Genomic DNA, 15731 nt, shown 5'->3' with positions numbered 1-15731 from the left:
TTTCAAAAATTCGCCCCCGGAAGCGAGGACGAACAGGACCTAGATTTAGTTGCCGATGTCGCCTTGCCACAGGCGCTCATTGGCCGGGACGGAACGCCAATTCTTCATCATGGTGATGGAGCGATTGTCGGCAAGATCGATCCAGGGGATGCCGAACTTGTCGAGGATGTCCTTGGAGCCCTCGAAGGTGACGGATTCCCCGATCACCACCAGCTTGACCTTGAACAGAGCGAGCGCGCCGGCACACATCGAGCATGGCGACAGCGTGGTGTACATGACGGTGTCGTGGAACGTGATCGCGCCGGCCTCACGCAGGCAGCTCATCTCGCCATGCAGGATCACGTTGTTTTCCTGCACACGATTGTTGTGGCCGCGGGCGATGATCTTGTCGTCGCGTGTCAGCACGGCGCCGATCGGCAGGCCGCCCTGCGCGATCGAGGCCTCCGCCTCGCGGATCGCCTCCAGCATGAAGTCGAAATGGTGGGATTCGATCGCCACGGTCAGTGTCCCTTCCCGCGCGGTGTCGTCGTGCCGGTGTCCGTGGGACGCTCGATCTCGGCCTGGAACATCTCCAGGATCCGGTTCATCGCGTCTTCCTCGGTATATTCGCTCTCACGCGCATAGGCGCGCGCGGCGTGGCGGGCGAGATCGACCAGCAGCAGGCCCCACATGTCGGGCTCCTCGAAGGCACGCTGGAACGCCATCGACAGCCCGCCGTCCAGCACGAACACGCGCAGGATCTCGACCGCGTCATCGCGGGCAAGGACGTCGGGTGGCAATGGCTGCTCCTTCGGGCCCGCCATGGCCTACCTGTAGCAGACGGCTTTGGCGGCCTCGACCACTTCGGCCACCGAGGGCAGCGCGAGCTTCTCCAGGTTCGCAGCATAGGGCATCGGCACGTCCTTGCCCGAGACGCGCGTAACCGGCGCATCCAGATAGTCGAAGGCGTTCTCCATGATGCGTGCGGCGATCTCGGCGCCGACGCCGTTCTGGGCCCAGCCCTCTTCCACCGTGACGGCGCGCCCCGTCTTCTTGACGGAGGCGATGATGGTCTCGGTGTCCATCGGCCGCAGCGTGCGCAAATCGATCACCTCGGCCTCGATGCCATCCTTGGCAAGCTCGTCGGCCGCCTTCAGCGCATAGGTCATGCCGTTCGACCAGGAGATGATCGTGACGTGGCCGCCGGTGCGGGCAATACGCGCCTTGCCGATCGGAATCACGAAATCGTCGAGCTTGGGCACCTCGCCGGTGTGACCGTAGAGCACCTCGTTCTCGAGGAAGATGACCGGATTGGGGTCGCGGATCGCGGCCTTGAGCAGGCCCTTGTAGTCGGCAGCCGAGAACGGCGCGACGACCTTGAGGCCCGGGACGCTCGAGTACCAGGCCGAGTAGTCCTGGCTGTGCTGGGCGGCAACGCGGGCGGCGGCGCCGTTGGGCCCGCGAAACACGATCGAACAACCCATCTGGCCGCCGGACATGTAGAGCGTCTTCGCGGCGGAGTTGATGATCTGGTCGATCGCCTGCATGGCGAAGTTGAAGGTCATGAACTCGACGATCGGCTTCAGGCCCGCCATGGCGGCACCGACGCCGACGCCGGCAAAGCCGTGCTCGGTGATCGGCGTGTCGATCACGCGCTTGGGTCCGAATTCCTGCAGCAAGCCCTGCGTGACCTTGTAGGCGCCCTGATATTCGGCGACCTCCTCGCCCATCACGAAGACGTCGGCGTCGCGGCGCATCTCTTCGGCCATGGCGTCGCGCAGCGCTTCACGGATGGTCTGGGTCACCATCTCGGTGCCGGCGGGCACTTCCGGATCGGGTTCAGCAACGGCCTGGGGCGCCGGGGCGGCCTTCGACTCTGAAGACTTGGGCGCAGGCGCTTCGGCCTTTGCGGCGGCGGGCGGAGTGGGCTCCGCGGCCTTCTCCTGCTTGGCCGGCGCGGGCGCCTTGGCGAGATCGGCGGCGCTCTCGCCATCGGCGAGAATGGTCGCGATCGGCGTGTTCACGGCGACGTCCGCGGTGCCTTCGGGGATGAGGATCTTGCCGAGCGTGCCCTCATCGGTCGCTTCGACCTCCATGGTCGCCTTGTCGGTCTCGATCTCGGCGATGACATCGCCCGACTTGATCGTCTCGCCCTCTTTTTTGAGCCATTTGGAAAGGTTGCCCTTCTCCATCGTGGGCGACAACGCGGGCATCAGCACTTGAATTGGCATATCGACTCCAAGAGAAAGCTTGCGCGCGTTCAGCGGTAAATGTCGGTCCAGAGCTCGGCGGCATCCGGCTCGGGATCATGCTGGGCAAAGTCGGCAGACGCGTTGACGATGTCGCGCACCTCGGCGTCGATCGCCTTGAGATCGGCCTCGCTGACCTTGGCTTCCAGCAGGCGATTGCGCACCTGCTCGATCGGATCCTGGTCGTGGCGAACCTTCTCGACCTCCTCGCGCGTGCGGTATTTTGCAGGGTCCGACATCGAGTGGCCGCGATAGCGGTAGGTCTGCATTTCCAGGATCATCGGCCCGTTGCCGGCGCGGCACCAGGCCGCGGCTTCGTCGCCGGCGGCCTTCACTGCGCGGACGTCCATGCCGTCGACCTGCCGGCCGGGGATGTTGAAGGAGGCACCACGCTTGGAGAAATCCTGCTGTGCCGAGGCGCGCGAGACCGCGGTGCCCATGGCGTAGCGGTTGTTCTCGATGACATAGATCACCGGCAGCTTCCAGAGCTCCGCCATGTTGAAGCTCTCATAGACCTGGCCCTGGTTGGCCGCGCCATCGCCGAAATAGGTAACGCTGACATTGTCGTTATCGCGATAATTGTTGGCGAAGGCGAGACCCGTGCCGAGCGACACCTGGGCGCCGACGATGCCGTGACCGCCGTAGAAGTGCTTCTCCTTGCTGAACATGTGCATGGAGCCGCCCTTGCCCTTGGAATAGCCGCCGCGGCGGCCGGTGAGCTCGGCCATCACGCCGTTGGCTTCCATTCCGGTGGCCAGCATGTGGCCGTGATCACGATAGCCGGTGATGACCTGATCGCCCGGCTTCAGGGCCATCTGCATGCCGACCACCACGGCTTCCTGGCCGATATAAAGATGGCAGAAGCCGCCGATCGCGCCCATGCCGTAGAGCTGGCCGGCTTTTTCCTCGAACCGCCGGATCAGGAGCATGTCGCGGAGCGCCTTGAGCTCCTGCTCCCTGGTGAATTCCGGAGGCGAACCGCCGTTGGTCTTGTCCTGTGGAGTGCTTGCGGCGGCTTTCTTGGGTGCGGCCATGGGAATTCCGGGTCAGAGAAAACTTTCGACCTCTCTAACCCAGTTCAAACGCGCGCGAAAGCACCGCGGCGACGCGGCGCAAGTTTCGTTATGCCGCACTGCAACGTGGTCGAAATATTGCACAATGTTTGGCTCTGATCGGGCAACATTAGCTCCGCTCGCTCACGCCGAGGTGTGTGGAATGCCCCAGCGCGCGCACGCCGGCGTCAACAGCACGACGGCAACGCGCCTTGCGCATGTCTCTGTCGTGACGGATCGATGGAATCAGTGGCAGGTCGCTGTGCTCGCGGCAGCAGCCTTCATCGACGGCGCATCACTTCGCCGGGATCATCCGGACGAGATCGTGCGGATTGACATAATCGAGCTGGAACCGCGCCCGCTCGTCCAGCATGTCGGGGTCGATCTTTGCGGTACGCAGCAGCGAGACGCGCTGCTCGCTCCTGGCGCGCTCACGCTTGAGCTGCGCCAGCTCGCTGGTCAGCGCGATGATCTCCTGATCGAGCTCCTGGCGCGCGTTGAGACCGTATTTGCCGGTATAGGCGTTGACGCCGAAATACCCGACGATCGCGGCCGCCATCGCATAGAGGGCAAGGCCGGTCAGGATCGATTTCAGGCGGGCGCGGGAGACCATCCCGGCAAGATGCGGCAGGTTGGTTAAGAGCGCGCTAATTTCCCCTGCCCGCTGCGTCGATCGTCATGCCCGGGCTTGCCCCGGGCATGACGATCAAGGTCCTCAGCCGTGGTGCTTGGCCACGTGCGCCGCGAAGGCGTCGATATAGGCCTGGAGCACGCCCTTCAGCGAGTCCTTGACCAGATTGCCGTCGGCATCGAAGGCGTCGCCGACCGCATTCAGATAGATTTCCGGCTGCTGCATGATCGGGCCGGCGATCCCCGGCAGGATGTTCTGCAGCGTCTTGGCGGCGCTGACGCCGCCGAGCGGGCCCGGCGAGTTGGAGATGATGCCGACCGGCTTGCCGTTGAACGAGCTCTTGCCATACGGGCGCGAGGCGACGTCGATGGCGTTCTTCAGCACGCCCGGGATCGCGCGGTTATACTCGGGCGTGATGAACAGGACGCCGTCCGACTTCTGGAGTTTTTCGCGGAAAGCGAGCCAGTCGGCCGGCGGCGCGCCCTCGAGGTCCTGGTTGAAGAACGAGATCCCCGCGGGCGTGATGACCTCGAGCTTGAGCGTGTCAGGCGCGAGCTTGGCGAGCGCATTGGCGATCTTCAGCGAGAAGCTGTCCTTGCGCAGGCTGCCGGCGATCGTGACGATGTTGTAGGCCATGGATTGTCCTTGAGGGCTTGAGCGGGAGTGCCGGGCCGGCACTTAAGCGGTCCGGGCCAATCGATGCAAGTGCATGAACCGGTCCGGTTTGGAAACGCTGAGTTTCGCGAAAGCGGATGCTCATCCAAAACAATCAGGCCGCCAAGCGGCGGCCCGATCTTTCGCGCAAATCTGCAACCGCGGTCAGATCGTCGGGTTCCACGCCGACGGGATCAGGCGGTACTTGGCACCATCTTTCTCGACATGGCCGACCGAGGGGAAGGTGAAATGAAAGCCGATCACCGTCGCCTTCTCGGCCGCCGCCATGTCGTAGAACTTGTGACGCGTCTCCTGCGCCAGCGCGGCGTCGTTGTCGAACATCACGTGCCAGTCCGGATTACGCAGGAAGAATTCCGGAATGTTGGTGACGTCGGACTGGATCAGCACCTTGGCATCGCCCGAGGCGACCGCGAAGGAGGTGTGACCCGGGGTATGGCCGGGCGTGCCGATCGAGGTGATGCCGGGCGCCACTTCCTTGCCCCACTCGAACTTCGTCACCTTGGACTCGAGGCCGGCAAAAGTCTTCTTCACGTTGCCAAAGTAGTTCTTCATCATGCCGTTGGACTCAGCCTTGGCGGCGTTGTCCTCGCTGATCCAGAACTCCCAGTCCTTGGCCGGCACCATGATCTCCGCGTTCGGGAACGCGAGCGCGCCGTCGGCGAGACGAATGCCGTTGGTATGGTCGGGATGCAGATGCGACAGCAGCACGACGTCAATGCTCTTCGGGTCGACCCCGGCGGCGGCGAGGTTCTGCAGGGTGCGGCCGACCGCGCCCTTGCTCGGCTCGAGATTGGCGACGCCGTTGCCGGCATCGATCAGCACGAGCTTGGAGCCGGTGTTGATGAGCTGCGGATTGAACGGCACCGTGACCATGCCCTTCGGCATGTAGCCCGCCTCGCCGGCGGCGAGCGCCTCGTCCTTCGGCACGTTGACGACGAACTTGTCCGGCATCGGGAAGGTGCGTGCGCCATCATTGATCGAGGTGCACTCGTAGGCGCCGACCTTGTAGCGGTAGAAGCCCGGCGCCTGCGTCCCGGCTTGCGGCACTGCGGCACTGGAGGCGGTCGGCCGGAGGCCGGTCACGGCGGCCGCACCGACGGCAGCAGCGCCTGCGAGCAAATGGCGGCGATTGAGATCGGTCATGCAGATGTCCCCTTCTGAGCGCCTGCGGCTTTCCCGCTTTCAAATGGCGGCGGAATAATCCCCCGCTTCGCTCAGAAGGCAAGACCTCCTTTGGGTGACGTGCCGTCGAATGTCACGATTATTTATTTGGTGCGTTGGGGAATTTTTCGCCCGTGGCCTGTCCACGCCAGTATCGCTTCGGTGCATGGCCATAGACTCGTTTGAAGGCATGTCCGAAGGCGCTCTCCGACGCGTATCCCAGTTGCGCGGCGGCTGCCGAAACGGTCGCTCCACGCCGTAGCTGATCGCGTGCAAGCCGCATTCGCCATCGAAGAAGGTAGTCGAGCGGCGCCAGCCCCACCAGCGACTTGAACCGCTTCGAAAACGCGGATCTCGACATGGCGACCGCGCCAGCCAATGCATCCAGGGTCCAGCGGTGAGCAGCGTTTTCATGCATCAGCCTGATTGCCTTGCCGATCCTGGCATCGACCAGCGCATTGATCCATCCAAAACCCTCGCCGGCACTCTGGTCCAGCGCCGCGCGCAGCACCTGGACGAGCAGGACGTCGGCAAGCCTGTCGGTAAGGATCGCCGCTCCGATTCCAGTCCCCCTGATTTCAAGGTCGAGAATCTGAAGCGTGGAATGAATGACCGACGCCGACGGACTGCGCGATGGTATGAGCAGAAAGCGAGGCAACGCATCGAGCAGCAGTTCGGCGTCTGACGCTTCGAAACCGAAGCTGCCGGCGAGCAGAACCGTATCGCTGCCCGCGTGACGCGCGACATCTGACTGCGTCCAATCGAACGCCGCCATACCGTCTTCGGGAGCGAGGCGTTCGTCGTTGGCAAGAACATAGGCGGGGGCATTGGCGAGAAGAAAACAGTCGCCGGTGGCAAGCCGATGATGGGCTTCGTTGCCAAAATCGATCCAGCAATCACCTCGGATGACAGCGCCGAACTTCAGGGCGGGTTTTGCCGGAAATCGATACGACCAATTCCCGCCCGCCTCGAACCTGGTGCAACGCGCAGCGCGAACGTCCAGGAGTGAGAAGACCTGAGACAGCGGGTCCGAGGTGTCGCCCGCAGTCTTGCCCAAGGTCTTATCCGAGAGGTTGTCCAAGGGCTTGATCCGATCTCGACGATTTTCGGGCATTTCGAGCATAGATCATGCTCGCTTCCGATGCGAACTTCATCCCGCAACGAAATGGATGGAACACCCTATGACAGGCATCGCGGGCAAGGTCATCGCCATCACGGGCGCCAGCAGCGGAATTGGCGGCGCCGCCGCCCGGCATCTGGCAGAACGTGGCGCCATCGTGATCCTCGGCGCACGCCGCTCCGACAGGCTGGAAATGCTGGCCGCGAGCATCGCGTCAAAGGGCGGAAAGGCGTCGTATCTCGCCACGGACGTCCGGCGACGAGAGGATGTCGCCAGGCTCGTCGAACTCGCGACAGACCGACACGGGAAGTTGGATGTTATGATCAACAATGCGGGGATTGCCCCGATTTCACGTCTGGACGATCTGAGGATCGACGACTGGGGCGACATGATCGACGTGAACGTGAAAGGCGTGCTCTACGGAATCGCCGCGGCGTTGCCGGTCTTCCGTCGTCAGGGCTACGGCCATTTCGTCAACACCCTGTCGACCGCCGGCATCAAGATCGTTCCGACAATGGCCGTCTACGCGGGGTCGAAGAACGCCGTGAGGGCGATTTCCGAAGGGCTTCGTCAGGAGGCCGGCCCGTCCCTTCGGGTCACCACGATCTCGCCCGGTTATGTCGACACCGAACTGCCATCCTCCATGACGGATTCCGCGTTACGGGAGCAAGGGCAAGCAAGCATGAAGGCGATGGCCATTCCGGCAAGCGCCATCGCGGAAGCGATGGCCTTCGCGATAGCGCAGCCGGATAATGTCGATGTCGGCGAGATCGTTATCCGCCCCACCGCCCAGGCCTGAACTCGATCAGGCCCCGGACGCCGTTACATCACGACGACTTATTCGGGTTGATGAGGAATTTTTCGCCGGTGGCCCGTTTGGCGTAGACCGCGATATTGGCGGGATCGAGGGCTTCCTGAAGCGACACCACCTTGGTGTAGTGGCTGGCGAAGGTGGTCTTCAATTCGTCGACCACACGCTGGCGCAGCCTGGCGCCGTCCGCCGGACCGATCTTCATCAGGAACGGAAACAGCAGCCAGCCGCCGACGCCCCAGGCCATGCCGAAGCCGCGCGGCAGCTCGATCGGGCGAACATCGAGCCCGCCATAGACGTAGACCTGCTTGTGCACGTTGGAGCCGTAGCGGCTGTATTCCTTCGCGGTCTTGTTGATCGCGATTTCCATGCAGTTGAGGATGTCGCCGGCGAGCTTGCCGCCGCCGATGGCGTCGAAGGCGATGGTGGCGCCGGTCTCGACCAGCGCATTGGTGAGATCGGCGAGGAAGCTCGGCGCGGTGGAATCGACGACGTATTTGGCGCCGATCTTGTGCAGGATGTCGGCCTGCTCCTTGCTGCGCACGATGTTGACCAGCGGGATGCCGTCCTTGATGCAGATCTTGTTCAGCATCTGGCCGAGATTGGAGGCGGCGGCGGTGTGCACCAGCGCCTTGTGGCCCTCGCGCCGCATCGTCTCGGTCATGCCGAGCGCGGTCAGCGGGTTGACGAAGCAGGACGCGCCTTCCGCCGGGGTGGTGCCTTCAGGCAGCGGCAGGCACTCGCGCACTTTCAGGGTGCGATACTGCGCATACATCGCGCCGCCGATCATCGCGACGGTCTTGCCCATCAGCGCCTTGGCGGCATCGGACGAACCGGTCTTGATCACGACGCCCGCGCCTTCGTTGCCGACCGGCATGGACTCGTCGAGCCGGCCGGCCATCGCACGCATCGCGCCCTCCGGCACCTTCGCGGTGATGACGGGAGCGTCCTTGGTGCCGGATGCCTTCGCCGTGCTCATGTCGGCTGCACCGATCAGGAGCCCGAGGTCGGACGGGTTGATCGGGGCCGCCTCGACGCGGACGACGACCTCGTCCGGGCCGGGTTCGGGGGTCGGCACGTCGAGAAGCGAGATCTCGAGCTCTCCGCTCTTCTTGATCAGCGAACGCAGTTGCAGGCCGGTCTTGCCGTCGCTCATGTCGATCCTCCCCTGTTCCCGTCCAGACGCCGGCTTATGCCAGCGCCTTCAGTGCCGCCTTGCCGCCGTAGAGCGCCTGCTTGCCGAGCTGTTGCTCGATGCGGAGGAGCTGGTTGTATTTGGCGGTGCGATCGGAACGCGCAAGGGAGCCCGTCTTGATCTGCCCGCAATTGGTGGCAACCGCGAGGTCGGCGATGGTGGAATCCTCGGTCTCGCCGGAGCGGTGCGACATCACCGAGGTGTAGCCGGCCTTGTGCGCCATCTCGACGGCGGCGAGCGTCTCGGTCAGCGTGCCGATCTGGTTGACCTTGATCAGGATCGAATTGGCGCGGCCAGCCTTGATGCCCTCGGCGAGGCGCTTGACGTTGGTGACGAAGAGATCGTCGCCGACCAGCTGGCACTTCTTGCCGATGAGGTCGGTAAGCTCCTTCCAGCCGTCCATGTCGTCTTCCGACATGCCGTCCTCGATGGTGACGATCGGATAGCGACCGACGAGGTCGGCGAGGTACTTGGCCTGCTCGGAGATCGAGCGGGTCTTGCCCTCGCCTTCATAGACGTACTTGCCGTCCTTGAAGAACTCGGTCGAGGCGCAGTCGAGCCCGATCACGATGTCGGTGCCCGCCTTGTAGCCGGCCTTGCCGATCGCGTTCATGACGAATTCGAGCGCTGCGTCAGCCGACGGCAGGTTCGGGGCAAAGCCGCCCTCGTCGCCGACATTGGTGTTGTGGCCGGCCTTCTTCAGCTCGGACTTCAGGGTGTGGAAAACCTCCGCGCCGTAGCGCAGGCCTTCGGCGAAGGATGAGGCCCCGACGGGGAGGATCATGAACTCTTGGAAGTCGATCGGGTTGTCGGCATGCACGCCGCCGTTGATGATGTTCATCATCGGCACCGGCAGCAGGCGCGCCGAGGTGCCGCCGACGTAACGGTAGAGCGGCATGTCGAGCGAGTTCGCGGCCGCCTTGGCGCAGGCGAGCGACACGCCCAGGATGGCGTTGGCGCCGAGCCGGCTCTTGTTCGCCGTGCCGTCGAGGTCGATCATGATCTGGTCGATCTGGGCCTGCTGCTCGACATCGAGGCCGCTCAGGGCCTCGAAGATCTCGCCGTTGACGGCGCCGACCGCCTTCAGGACGCCCTTGCCGAGATAGCGGGCCTTGTCGCCATCGCGCAGTTCCACGGCTTCGTGGGCGCCGGTGGAGGCGCCGGAGGGCACGGCGGCCCGGCCGAGCGCGCCATCTTCCAGCACGACATCGACCTCGACGGTGGGATTGCCGCGGCTATCCAGGATTTCGCGTCCGATGATGTCGATGATGGCGGTCATGAGGGCCTCTTTTCGGGGAACAAAGGGGGCAGTTGGCGGTGCTTCTAGCGCAATGCATCGAGGCGGAAAAGGCCGGGTGACGGCCCTCGCATGATTGGCTAAGAGGGCGGCACGGAGGCGGCCTGATGTCGAAAAAACCCAGTAAATCGAACAACTCCCCTGCTCTGCAGCTCGGCCGCGCCGTGGAATGGCCGCAGACACCCGAGAAGGCCAGGCTCGACCGCGTGCCAAATCCGCAAGGCGGCACCGATTATCTGGTCCGTTTCACGGTGCCGGAGTTCACCTCGCTCTGCCCGGTGACGGGCCAGCCGGATTTCGCGCATCTGATGATCGACTACGCGCCCGGCCCGTGGCTGCTGGAGTCAAAGTCGCTGAAGCTCTACATCGCGAGCTTCCGCAATCACGGCGCCTTCCACGAGGATTGCACCGTGATGATCGGCAAGCGCATCGCCTCCGAGATCAAGCCGAAATGGCTGCGCATCGGCGGCTACTGGTACCCGCGCGGCGGCATCCCGATCGATGTGTTCTGGCAGACCGGCCGGGTGCCGAAGGGGCTGTGGGTGCCCGAGCAAGGCGTCGCGCCGTATCGCGGGCGGGGTTAACGGAGACCAACGACAATGAAATCGACACCAGCAACTTTCCGTAACCTCGCCCTCGGCTTTCTAAGCGTCCTTTGGTTCACCGGCGCGTGTGACGCTGCCGAGGTCCGCGTGATGATTTCGGGCGGATTGACGGCTGCCTACAAGGCGCTTGTGCCGGAATTCGAGAAGGCCACCGGCAACAAGGTGCTGACGGAATACGGGCCGTCGATGGGGACGACCACGAATGCCATCCCGGTGAGGCTCGAGCGCGGCGAGCCGGCCGACGTCCTGATCATGGTGGGGTACGCACTCACGGACCTCGCGAACAAGGGCAAGGTCGTTGCCGGCAGCCAGGTCGACCTCACCAAATCGCCGATCGGCGTCGCCGTGAAATCGGGCGCGCCGAAACCGGACATCAGCTCGGTGGAAGCGGTCAAGCGCGCGCTGCTGGCGGCGAAGACGATTGCCTATTCCGACAGCGCGAGTGGCGTCTATGTCTCGACCGAGATGTTTGGAAAGCTCGGCATTGCCGATGTCATGAAGGACAAGGCACGCAAGATTCCTGCAACACCGGTCGGCGAGATCGTCGCCCACGGCGAGGCCGAACTCGGGTTCCAGCAGATCAGCGAGCTCAAGCCCGTGAAGGGCATCGATATCGTGGGCCCGCTGCCAAGCGAGTTGCAGCAGATCACGATCTTCTCAGCGGGGATCGCAACCGTTTCGAAAGAGCCAGAGGCCGGCCGCGCTTTGATCAAATTCCTCGCCTCTCCCGCCGCCCGCGAAGCGATCATCGCGAGTGGCATGGAGCCGATCCCGGTTGGTGGGGCGAATTAATACGCGCTCAGCAGATCGACCTTGGCATTGGCCAGCACGAGCCGCCGCGCCAGGATGGCCGCAAGATTGCGCATGATCTTCAGCGACGTCTCGGGGTGCACCCGGCGGTAGTCGGCAAAGCTGTCGAGCGGCAGTTCGAGGCAGGCCACAGGCGTATCGGCAAGGACGTCGGCGCTGCGGCTTTGCTCGAGGATCGCCATCTCGCCGAACGCCATGCCGGGGCCGAGCGACGCCAGCCGCACGCCGCTCCGCAGCTTCACGCTGACCATGCCGCTCTGGAGGAAGAACAGCGAATTGGCGGGCTCGCCGGCGGCGATGATGCGCTGGCCCGCGGCATAACGGCGGGTGGTCGACAGACCGACGATGGCAGCGATCTCGTCCGTGTCGAACTCGGCCAGCAGCGCCTGCTCGCCGAGATGCGCACTCTCCTTGACGTCGGTGAAGCCGCCGAAGCGGTAGATCACCTGGTCCTCGGCCCATTCGATGGCATCGTCGAGCAGCGCGAAGCGCCGCAGCCGGCGCGGATCGGCCGTCCGCGCCGAGATCGCCGCCCACACCGCCGAGGTCTCCTCGAAGCCCGACAGGATCGTGGTGACACCGGCATTGCCGAGCGCGGTCAGAGTTTCGCCCAGCAGCTCCGCGCCCGCCGCGGTGATATCAGGGACACGGCGGAAATCGATGATCAGGAGCGGCGCATTCGGCGGCTCGCTGGCGAGCCTTCGCGTGACGTAGTCGATGGTGCCGAAGTTCATCGCGCCGACCAGCTCGAGCACGCGGATGTCGCTGTGGCGCTCGTCGAGGATCTGCTGCTCGCGCGGCTGGCGGCTGCGGCGCGAGGAGATGCCGTAGATGTCGTAGTCCGCCATGATGCTGGAGCGGACGTCGGCATTCCGGTTCAGCATATGCAGATCGAACCGGGCCGACAGCGCCTCGCAGACCTTCAGGCCGCGCGCGCTATTGAAATGGTTGTCGAGCAGCGGTGAGAAGGTGCCAAGCCCGAGCTGCGAGGGCAGCGCCGCGACGATACCGCCGCCGACGCCGCTCTTGGCGGGAATGCCGACCCGGTAGGTCCACTCGCCGGCATAGTCGTACATGCCCGAGCTCGTCATCACCGACAGCGTGCGCGCGACGACGTGCGGCGTGATCACCTGCACGCCCGTCACCGGATTGATGCCGCGATTGGCGAGCGTGGCCGCCATCACCGCAAGGTCGCGCGCGGTGACCAGGATCGCGCATTGGCGGAAATAGACGTCGAGCACGGCATCGACGTCGTCAGGCAGCACCGCGTAGTTCCGCAGCAGCCAGGCGATGGCGCGGTTGCGGTTGCCGGTCGCGGTCTCCGAGGCATGAACGGCCTCGTCGACCCCGAGCTCGCGGCCGGCAAACTGGCTGAGCTTGGCGCGGACGCGCTCGAAGGCGCCCTTCCCGTCCACCGCGTAGATCAGGCCCGAGCAGGCGATCGCGCCGGCGTTGACCATGGGGTTGAAGGGACGGTTGTCGTTGGTGAGCCGGATCGAATTGAAGGCCTCGCCGCTCGGCTCGACGCCGATGGTGGCCGCCACCCGGTCCTCGCCCACCATCTCCAGCGCCAGTGCGAAGACGAAGGCCTTCGAGACCGACTGGATCGTGAACGGCACCGCGCTGTCGCCGACCTCGTAGACATGGCCGTCGATGGTGACGAGCGCGATGCCGAAATGGTCGGGGTTGGCGCGCTTCAGCTCGGGGATGTAATCGGCCAGCTCGCCGGAATTGTCGGCGCGAAATTCCTCATAGCAATCGGTCAGGAAGCGCCGCAGCGGCGGCTTGGTCGGATATCCGGTGGATCGCAGCCCGCTGGCTGCGCTGGGCGAACGGCTGGTCTGGGCGTCCACGATCTCGCACCCTCGGTTTGCCCAAAATCAAAGCAATCCTTGTGCCATGTATACCGCTGGGTACCGCGGCAAGGTGCCACGAAAAGAAGACGGCCGCCGCAGCCCGGGGGCTGCGACGGCCGGTCGGATTGGCCACGTTGGCCGCGCGTTACGCCACCGCGCGCACCTTGCTGATGAATCCGTCGACCTCGGAGGTCAGCGAGGTCGACTGGCCCGACAGGTTCGCGGCGGCCTTCAGCACGCCGGATGCGGCGCGGCCGGTCTCGTTCGCGGCCGACGACACCGTCGCGATGTTGCGCGTCACGGTCGAGGTCGCCTCCGCCGTGTGCTGCACGGTGGTTGCGATCTCGGCGGTCGCCTTGTTCTGCTCCTCGATGGCGGCGGCGATGACGCGGTTGATGCTGGAGACTTCCTCGATGGTCTTGACGATGCCGTCGATCGCCGAGACGGCCTTCTGTGTCGCGCCCTGGATTTCCGTGATCTGGGCGCTGATCTCCTCGGTGGCTTTCGCCGTCTGCGAGGCGAGGTTCTTCACCTCGCTCGCCACGACCGCAAAGCCCCTTCCGGATTCGCCGGCGCGCGCCGCTTCGATGGTTGCGTTCAGCGCCAGCAGGTTGGTCTGACCGGCGATCGAGGTGATGAGGCCGATGACCTCGCCGATGCGACCGGCACCGTCTGCGAGCGCGCGCATCGTGCTGTCGGTCTCCTTGACGGTGACGACCGCCTGCTCGGTGGCGCGCGTCGCCTGCTCGACCTGGCGGTTGATCTCGCGGATCGAGGCGTTGAGCTCCTCCGCCGCAGCCGCGACGGTCTGCACGCCGCCGCCGACCTGGTCGGCAAGCGTCGAGGCCGAGCCGGCCTGGGTCTGGGCTTCGGCTGCGGTGCCCGACATCGAGCGCGCCGTCGTCTCCAGCTCGCTCGTGGCGCTCGACAGCGCCTGCACCATCTGGCCGATCCGGCCCTCGAACTGCCGCACGAGGCCGGACAATTCGGACGCGCGCTTCTCCTTGTCGGCGCGCTCGGCGGCCTGGTCGCTGGAGAGGCGTTCGGCGTTGATCATGGCCTCCTTGAACACCTGAAGGGCCGCGGCCATGCGGCCGATCTCGTCGTTGCGGTCGAGACCCGGCACCTCGCCGGCGAAATCATGCGCGGCGAAGCGGGTCATCACGCCGGTGATCGCGGTCAGCGGCCGGGTAACGCGGTTGCGCATCAGCATCAGTCCGCCGACGGTCAGCGCGAGCGAAGCCGGCACCAGCAGGCCGAACAGGATCAGGCTGAAGCGGGCGCGCGAGGCGCCCTCCTCGGCCCGCGAGATCATGTTGGCGAGCGCGGTCTGCGTGACGATGACGACATTGTTGGCGCCGACCAGCTGGCGATCGCGGTAGTCGATGCCGGCGACGCCGGCGGGCTCACCGGCGAGCAGCTTGGTCGCAATCGCGTTGCGCTCGTCACTCAGCGCGCCGGAGATTTCCGGCTCGGCGTTGCGGATCGCCTGCAGCAGTTCGGGCGAGGCGACGTCCGGGCCGAGGTCGCGCACCACCAGCCAGGACTGCTGGATGCGGCCGCGCAGATCGGCGAACAGAACGCCATCGGCCGCGGTCCAGGTCTTGTTGGCGAGGATGGAGGAGAACTGGACCAGGATGCTCTGGCCGGCATTGGCGCGGGCCTGCCAGGACGCCTGCTTGGCGATCAGGAGGCGATCGACCACGGGATCGATCAGCGTCATCGCGTTGTCGACATGGGCGGTGACGTCGCCGATCGCATCCATGTAGGCGTCGCTGATCTTCGCCCAGCTCGGCGTCAGGCTGGCTTCACGCGCTCCCTTGTCCTGCTTCAGAGCGATGATCGCGCGCGGCCGCAGCTCCTCGAGCTGGGCCCAGATGCTGCGGAGCTTGTCGAGCTTGTCGGCAAGCCCCGGTGCTTCGACGGAGGCGAGGCTCTGCAAGGCCTGCGCGTAATTCTTCTGCACCGTGGCGCGCTGCCCGGCGAGGCTGCTCATGACGCTGTCGGGCGCGGGTGCGGCCGCCGCCAGATAGCTCAGCGTGTCGCCGCGCTCCAGGCGAAAGATCACCAGCGTGCTGGTCAGGTCGCGGCTGGCGACAGCGAGCGACACGATGCGGTTGCTGTCCGAATAGCGCGTGACCGCCAGCTTCAGCGCGTAGGCGCAGATGACGATGAGGACGAGACCGAGAGACCCAACCACCGCCCCGAGGATACGGGCGACCGAACGCTGCTTTTGCATCGACTGATCCACAGATGTTGCCGCCGGTTAGCGATTCCCGGCAATCTACGG

15 protein-coding genes are annotated in these 15731 nt (G+C 64.9%); 3 read left to right on the top strand and 12 right to left on the bottom strand.

Annotation, left to right across the window (positions count from 1 at the left end; genetic code table 11):
• Window positions 1–45 precede the first annotated feature (45 nt).
• From FNV92_RS16970 to FNV92_RS16935, 8 genes are all read right to left on the bottom strand, one after another.
• A complete protein-coding gene (locus FNV92_RS16970; RefSeq protein ID WP_143845601.1) occupies window positions 46–498 on the bottom strand; it encodes a nucleoside deaminase in 453 nt (150 codons plus the stop codon).
• 2 nt (window positions 499–500) lie between these two features.
• The gene (locus FNV92_RS16965; protein WP_015685879.1) at window positions 501–803 is read right to left on the bottom strand and encodes a DUF5076 domain-containing protein; all 303 of its coding nucleotides are present in this window, start codon (window positions 801–803) and stop codon (window positions 501–503) included.
• Window positions 804–806: 3 nt separating this feature from the next.
• A complete protein-coding gene (locus FNV92_RS16960; RefSeq protein ID WP_143845602.1) occupies window positions 807–2210 on the bottom strand; it encodes a pyruvate dehydrogenase complex E1 component subunit beta in 1404 nt (467 codons plus the stop codon).
• Window positions 2211–2239: 29 nt separating this feature from the next.
• Window positions 2240–3262, bottom strand: coding sequence for a pyruvate dehydrogenase (acetyl-transferring) E1 component subunit alpha (gene pdhA / locus FNV92_RS16955; RefSeq protein WP_015685877.1), 1023 nt, complete (start codon window positions 3260–3262; stop codon window positions 2240–2242).
• Between the two features lie 313 nt (window positions 3263–3575).
• The gene (locus tag FNV92_RS16950) at window positions 3576–3893 is read right to left on the bottom strand and encodes an FtsB family cell division protein (protein WP_015685876.1); all 318 of its coding nucleotides are present in this window, start codon (window positions 3891–3893) and stop codon (window positions 3576–3578) included.
• A 102-nt stretch (window positions 3894–3995) separates the two neighbouring features.
• The gene (locus FNV92_RS16945; RefSeq protein ID WP_015685875.1) at window positions 3996–4547 is read right to left on the bottom strand and encodes an NADPH-dependent FMN reductase; all 552 of its coding nucleotides are present in this window, start codon (window positions 4545–4547) and stop codon (window positions 3996–3998) included.
• 183 nt (window positions 4548–4730) lie between these two features.
• A complete protein-coding gene (locus FNV92_RS16940; protein WP_143845603.1) occupies window positions 4731–5729 on the bottom strand; it encodes an MBL fold metallo-hydrolase in 999 nt (332 codons plus the stop codon).
• Between the two features lie 118 nt (window positions 5730–5847).
• Window positions 5848–6828, bottom strand: coding sequence for an AraC family transcriptional regulator (locus FNV92_RS16935; RefSeq protein ID WP_143846293.1), 981 nt, complete (start codon window positions 6826–6828; stop codon window positions 5848–5850).
• A gap of 100 nt (window positions 6829–6928) precedes the next feature.
• On the opposite strand from FNV92_RS16935, the gene FNV92_RS16930 reads away from it, so the two are divergent.
• Window positions 6929–7666, top strand: a complete 738-nt coding sequence (locus FNV92_RS16930; protein WP_143845604.1) for an SDR family oxidoreductase — start codon at window positions 6929–6931, stop codon at window positions 7664–7666.
• Window positions 7667–7694: 28 nt separating this feature from the next.
• Here the strand turns inward: FNV92_RS16930 and FNV92_RS16925 are convergent, their stop codons facing one another.
• Window positions 7695–8834 (bottom strand): zinc-binding dehydrogenase, encoded by a 1140-nt coding sequence (locus tag FNV92_RS16925; RefSeq protein WP_143845605.1) that lies wholly within the window; start codon window positions 8832–8834, stop codon window positions 7695–7697.
• A 34-nt stretch (window positions 8835–8868) separates the two neighbouring features.
• On the bottom strand, window positions 8869–10152 hold the full coding sequence (gene eno / locus FNV92_RS16920) for a phosphopyruvate hydratase (RefSeq protein WP_015685870.1): 1284 nt from the start codon (window positions 10150–10152) through the stop codon (window positions 8869–8871).
• A 125-nt stretch (window positions 10153–10277) separates the two neighbouring features.
• Here eno and queF point away from each other — a divergent pair, with 125 nt between their 5' ends.
• On the top strand, window positions 10278–10754 hold the full coding sequence (gene queF / locus FNV92_RS16915) for a preQ(1) synthase (protein WP_143845606.1): 477 nt from the start codon (window positions 10278–10280) through the stop codon (window positions 10752–10754).
• Between the two features lie 15 nt (window positions 10755–10769).
• Window positions 10770–11567, top strand: a complete 798-nt coding sequence (locus FNV92_RS16910) for a substrate-binding domain-containing protein (protein ID WP_143845607.1) — start codon at window positions 10770–10772, stop codon at window positions 11565–11567.
• Here FNV92_RS16910 and glsA read toward each other — a convergent pair.
• Complete coding sequence (glsA, locus tag FNV92_RS16905; RefSeq protein ID WP_143845608.1) at window positions 11564–13438, bottom strand: glutaminase A; 1875 nt, start codon at window positions 13436–13438, stop codon at window positions 11564–11566. The genes FNV92_RS16910 and glsA overlap by 4 nt on opposite strands.
• Window positions 13439–13586: 148 nt before the next feature.
• Complete coding sequence (locus FNV92_RS16900) at window positions 13587–15680, bottom strand: methyl-accepting chemotaxis protein (RefSeq protein WP_143845609.1); 2094 nt, start codon at window positions 15678–15680, stop codon at window positions 13587–13589.
• Window positions 15681–15731: the final 51 nt, after the last annotated feature.

The organism is Bradyrhizobium cosmicum (genome assembly GCF_007290395.2).
GTDB lineage: Bacteria > Pseudomonadota > Alphaproteobacteria > Rhizobiales > Xanthobacteraceae > Bradyrhizobium > Bradyrhizobium cosmicum.
The sequence above is the reverse complement of the archived record's forward strand: the minus strand, read 5'-3'. Positions and strand labels throughout refer to the sequence as shown.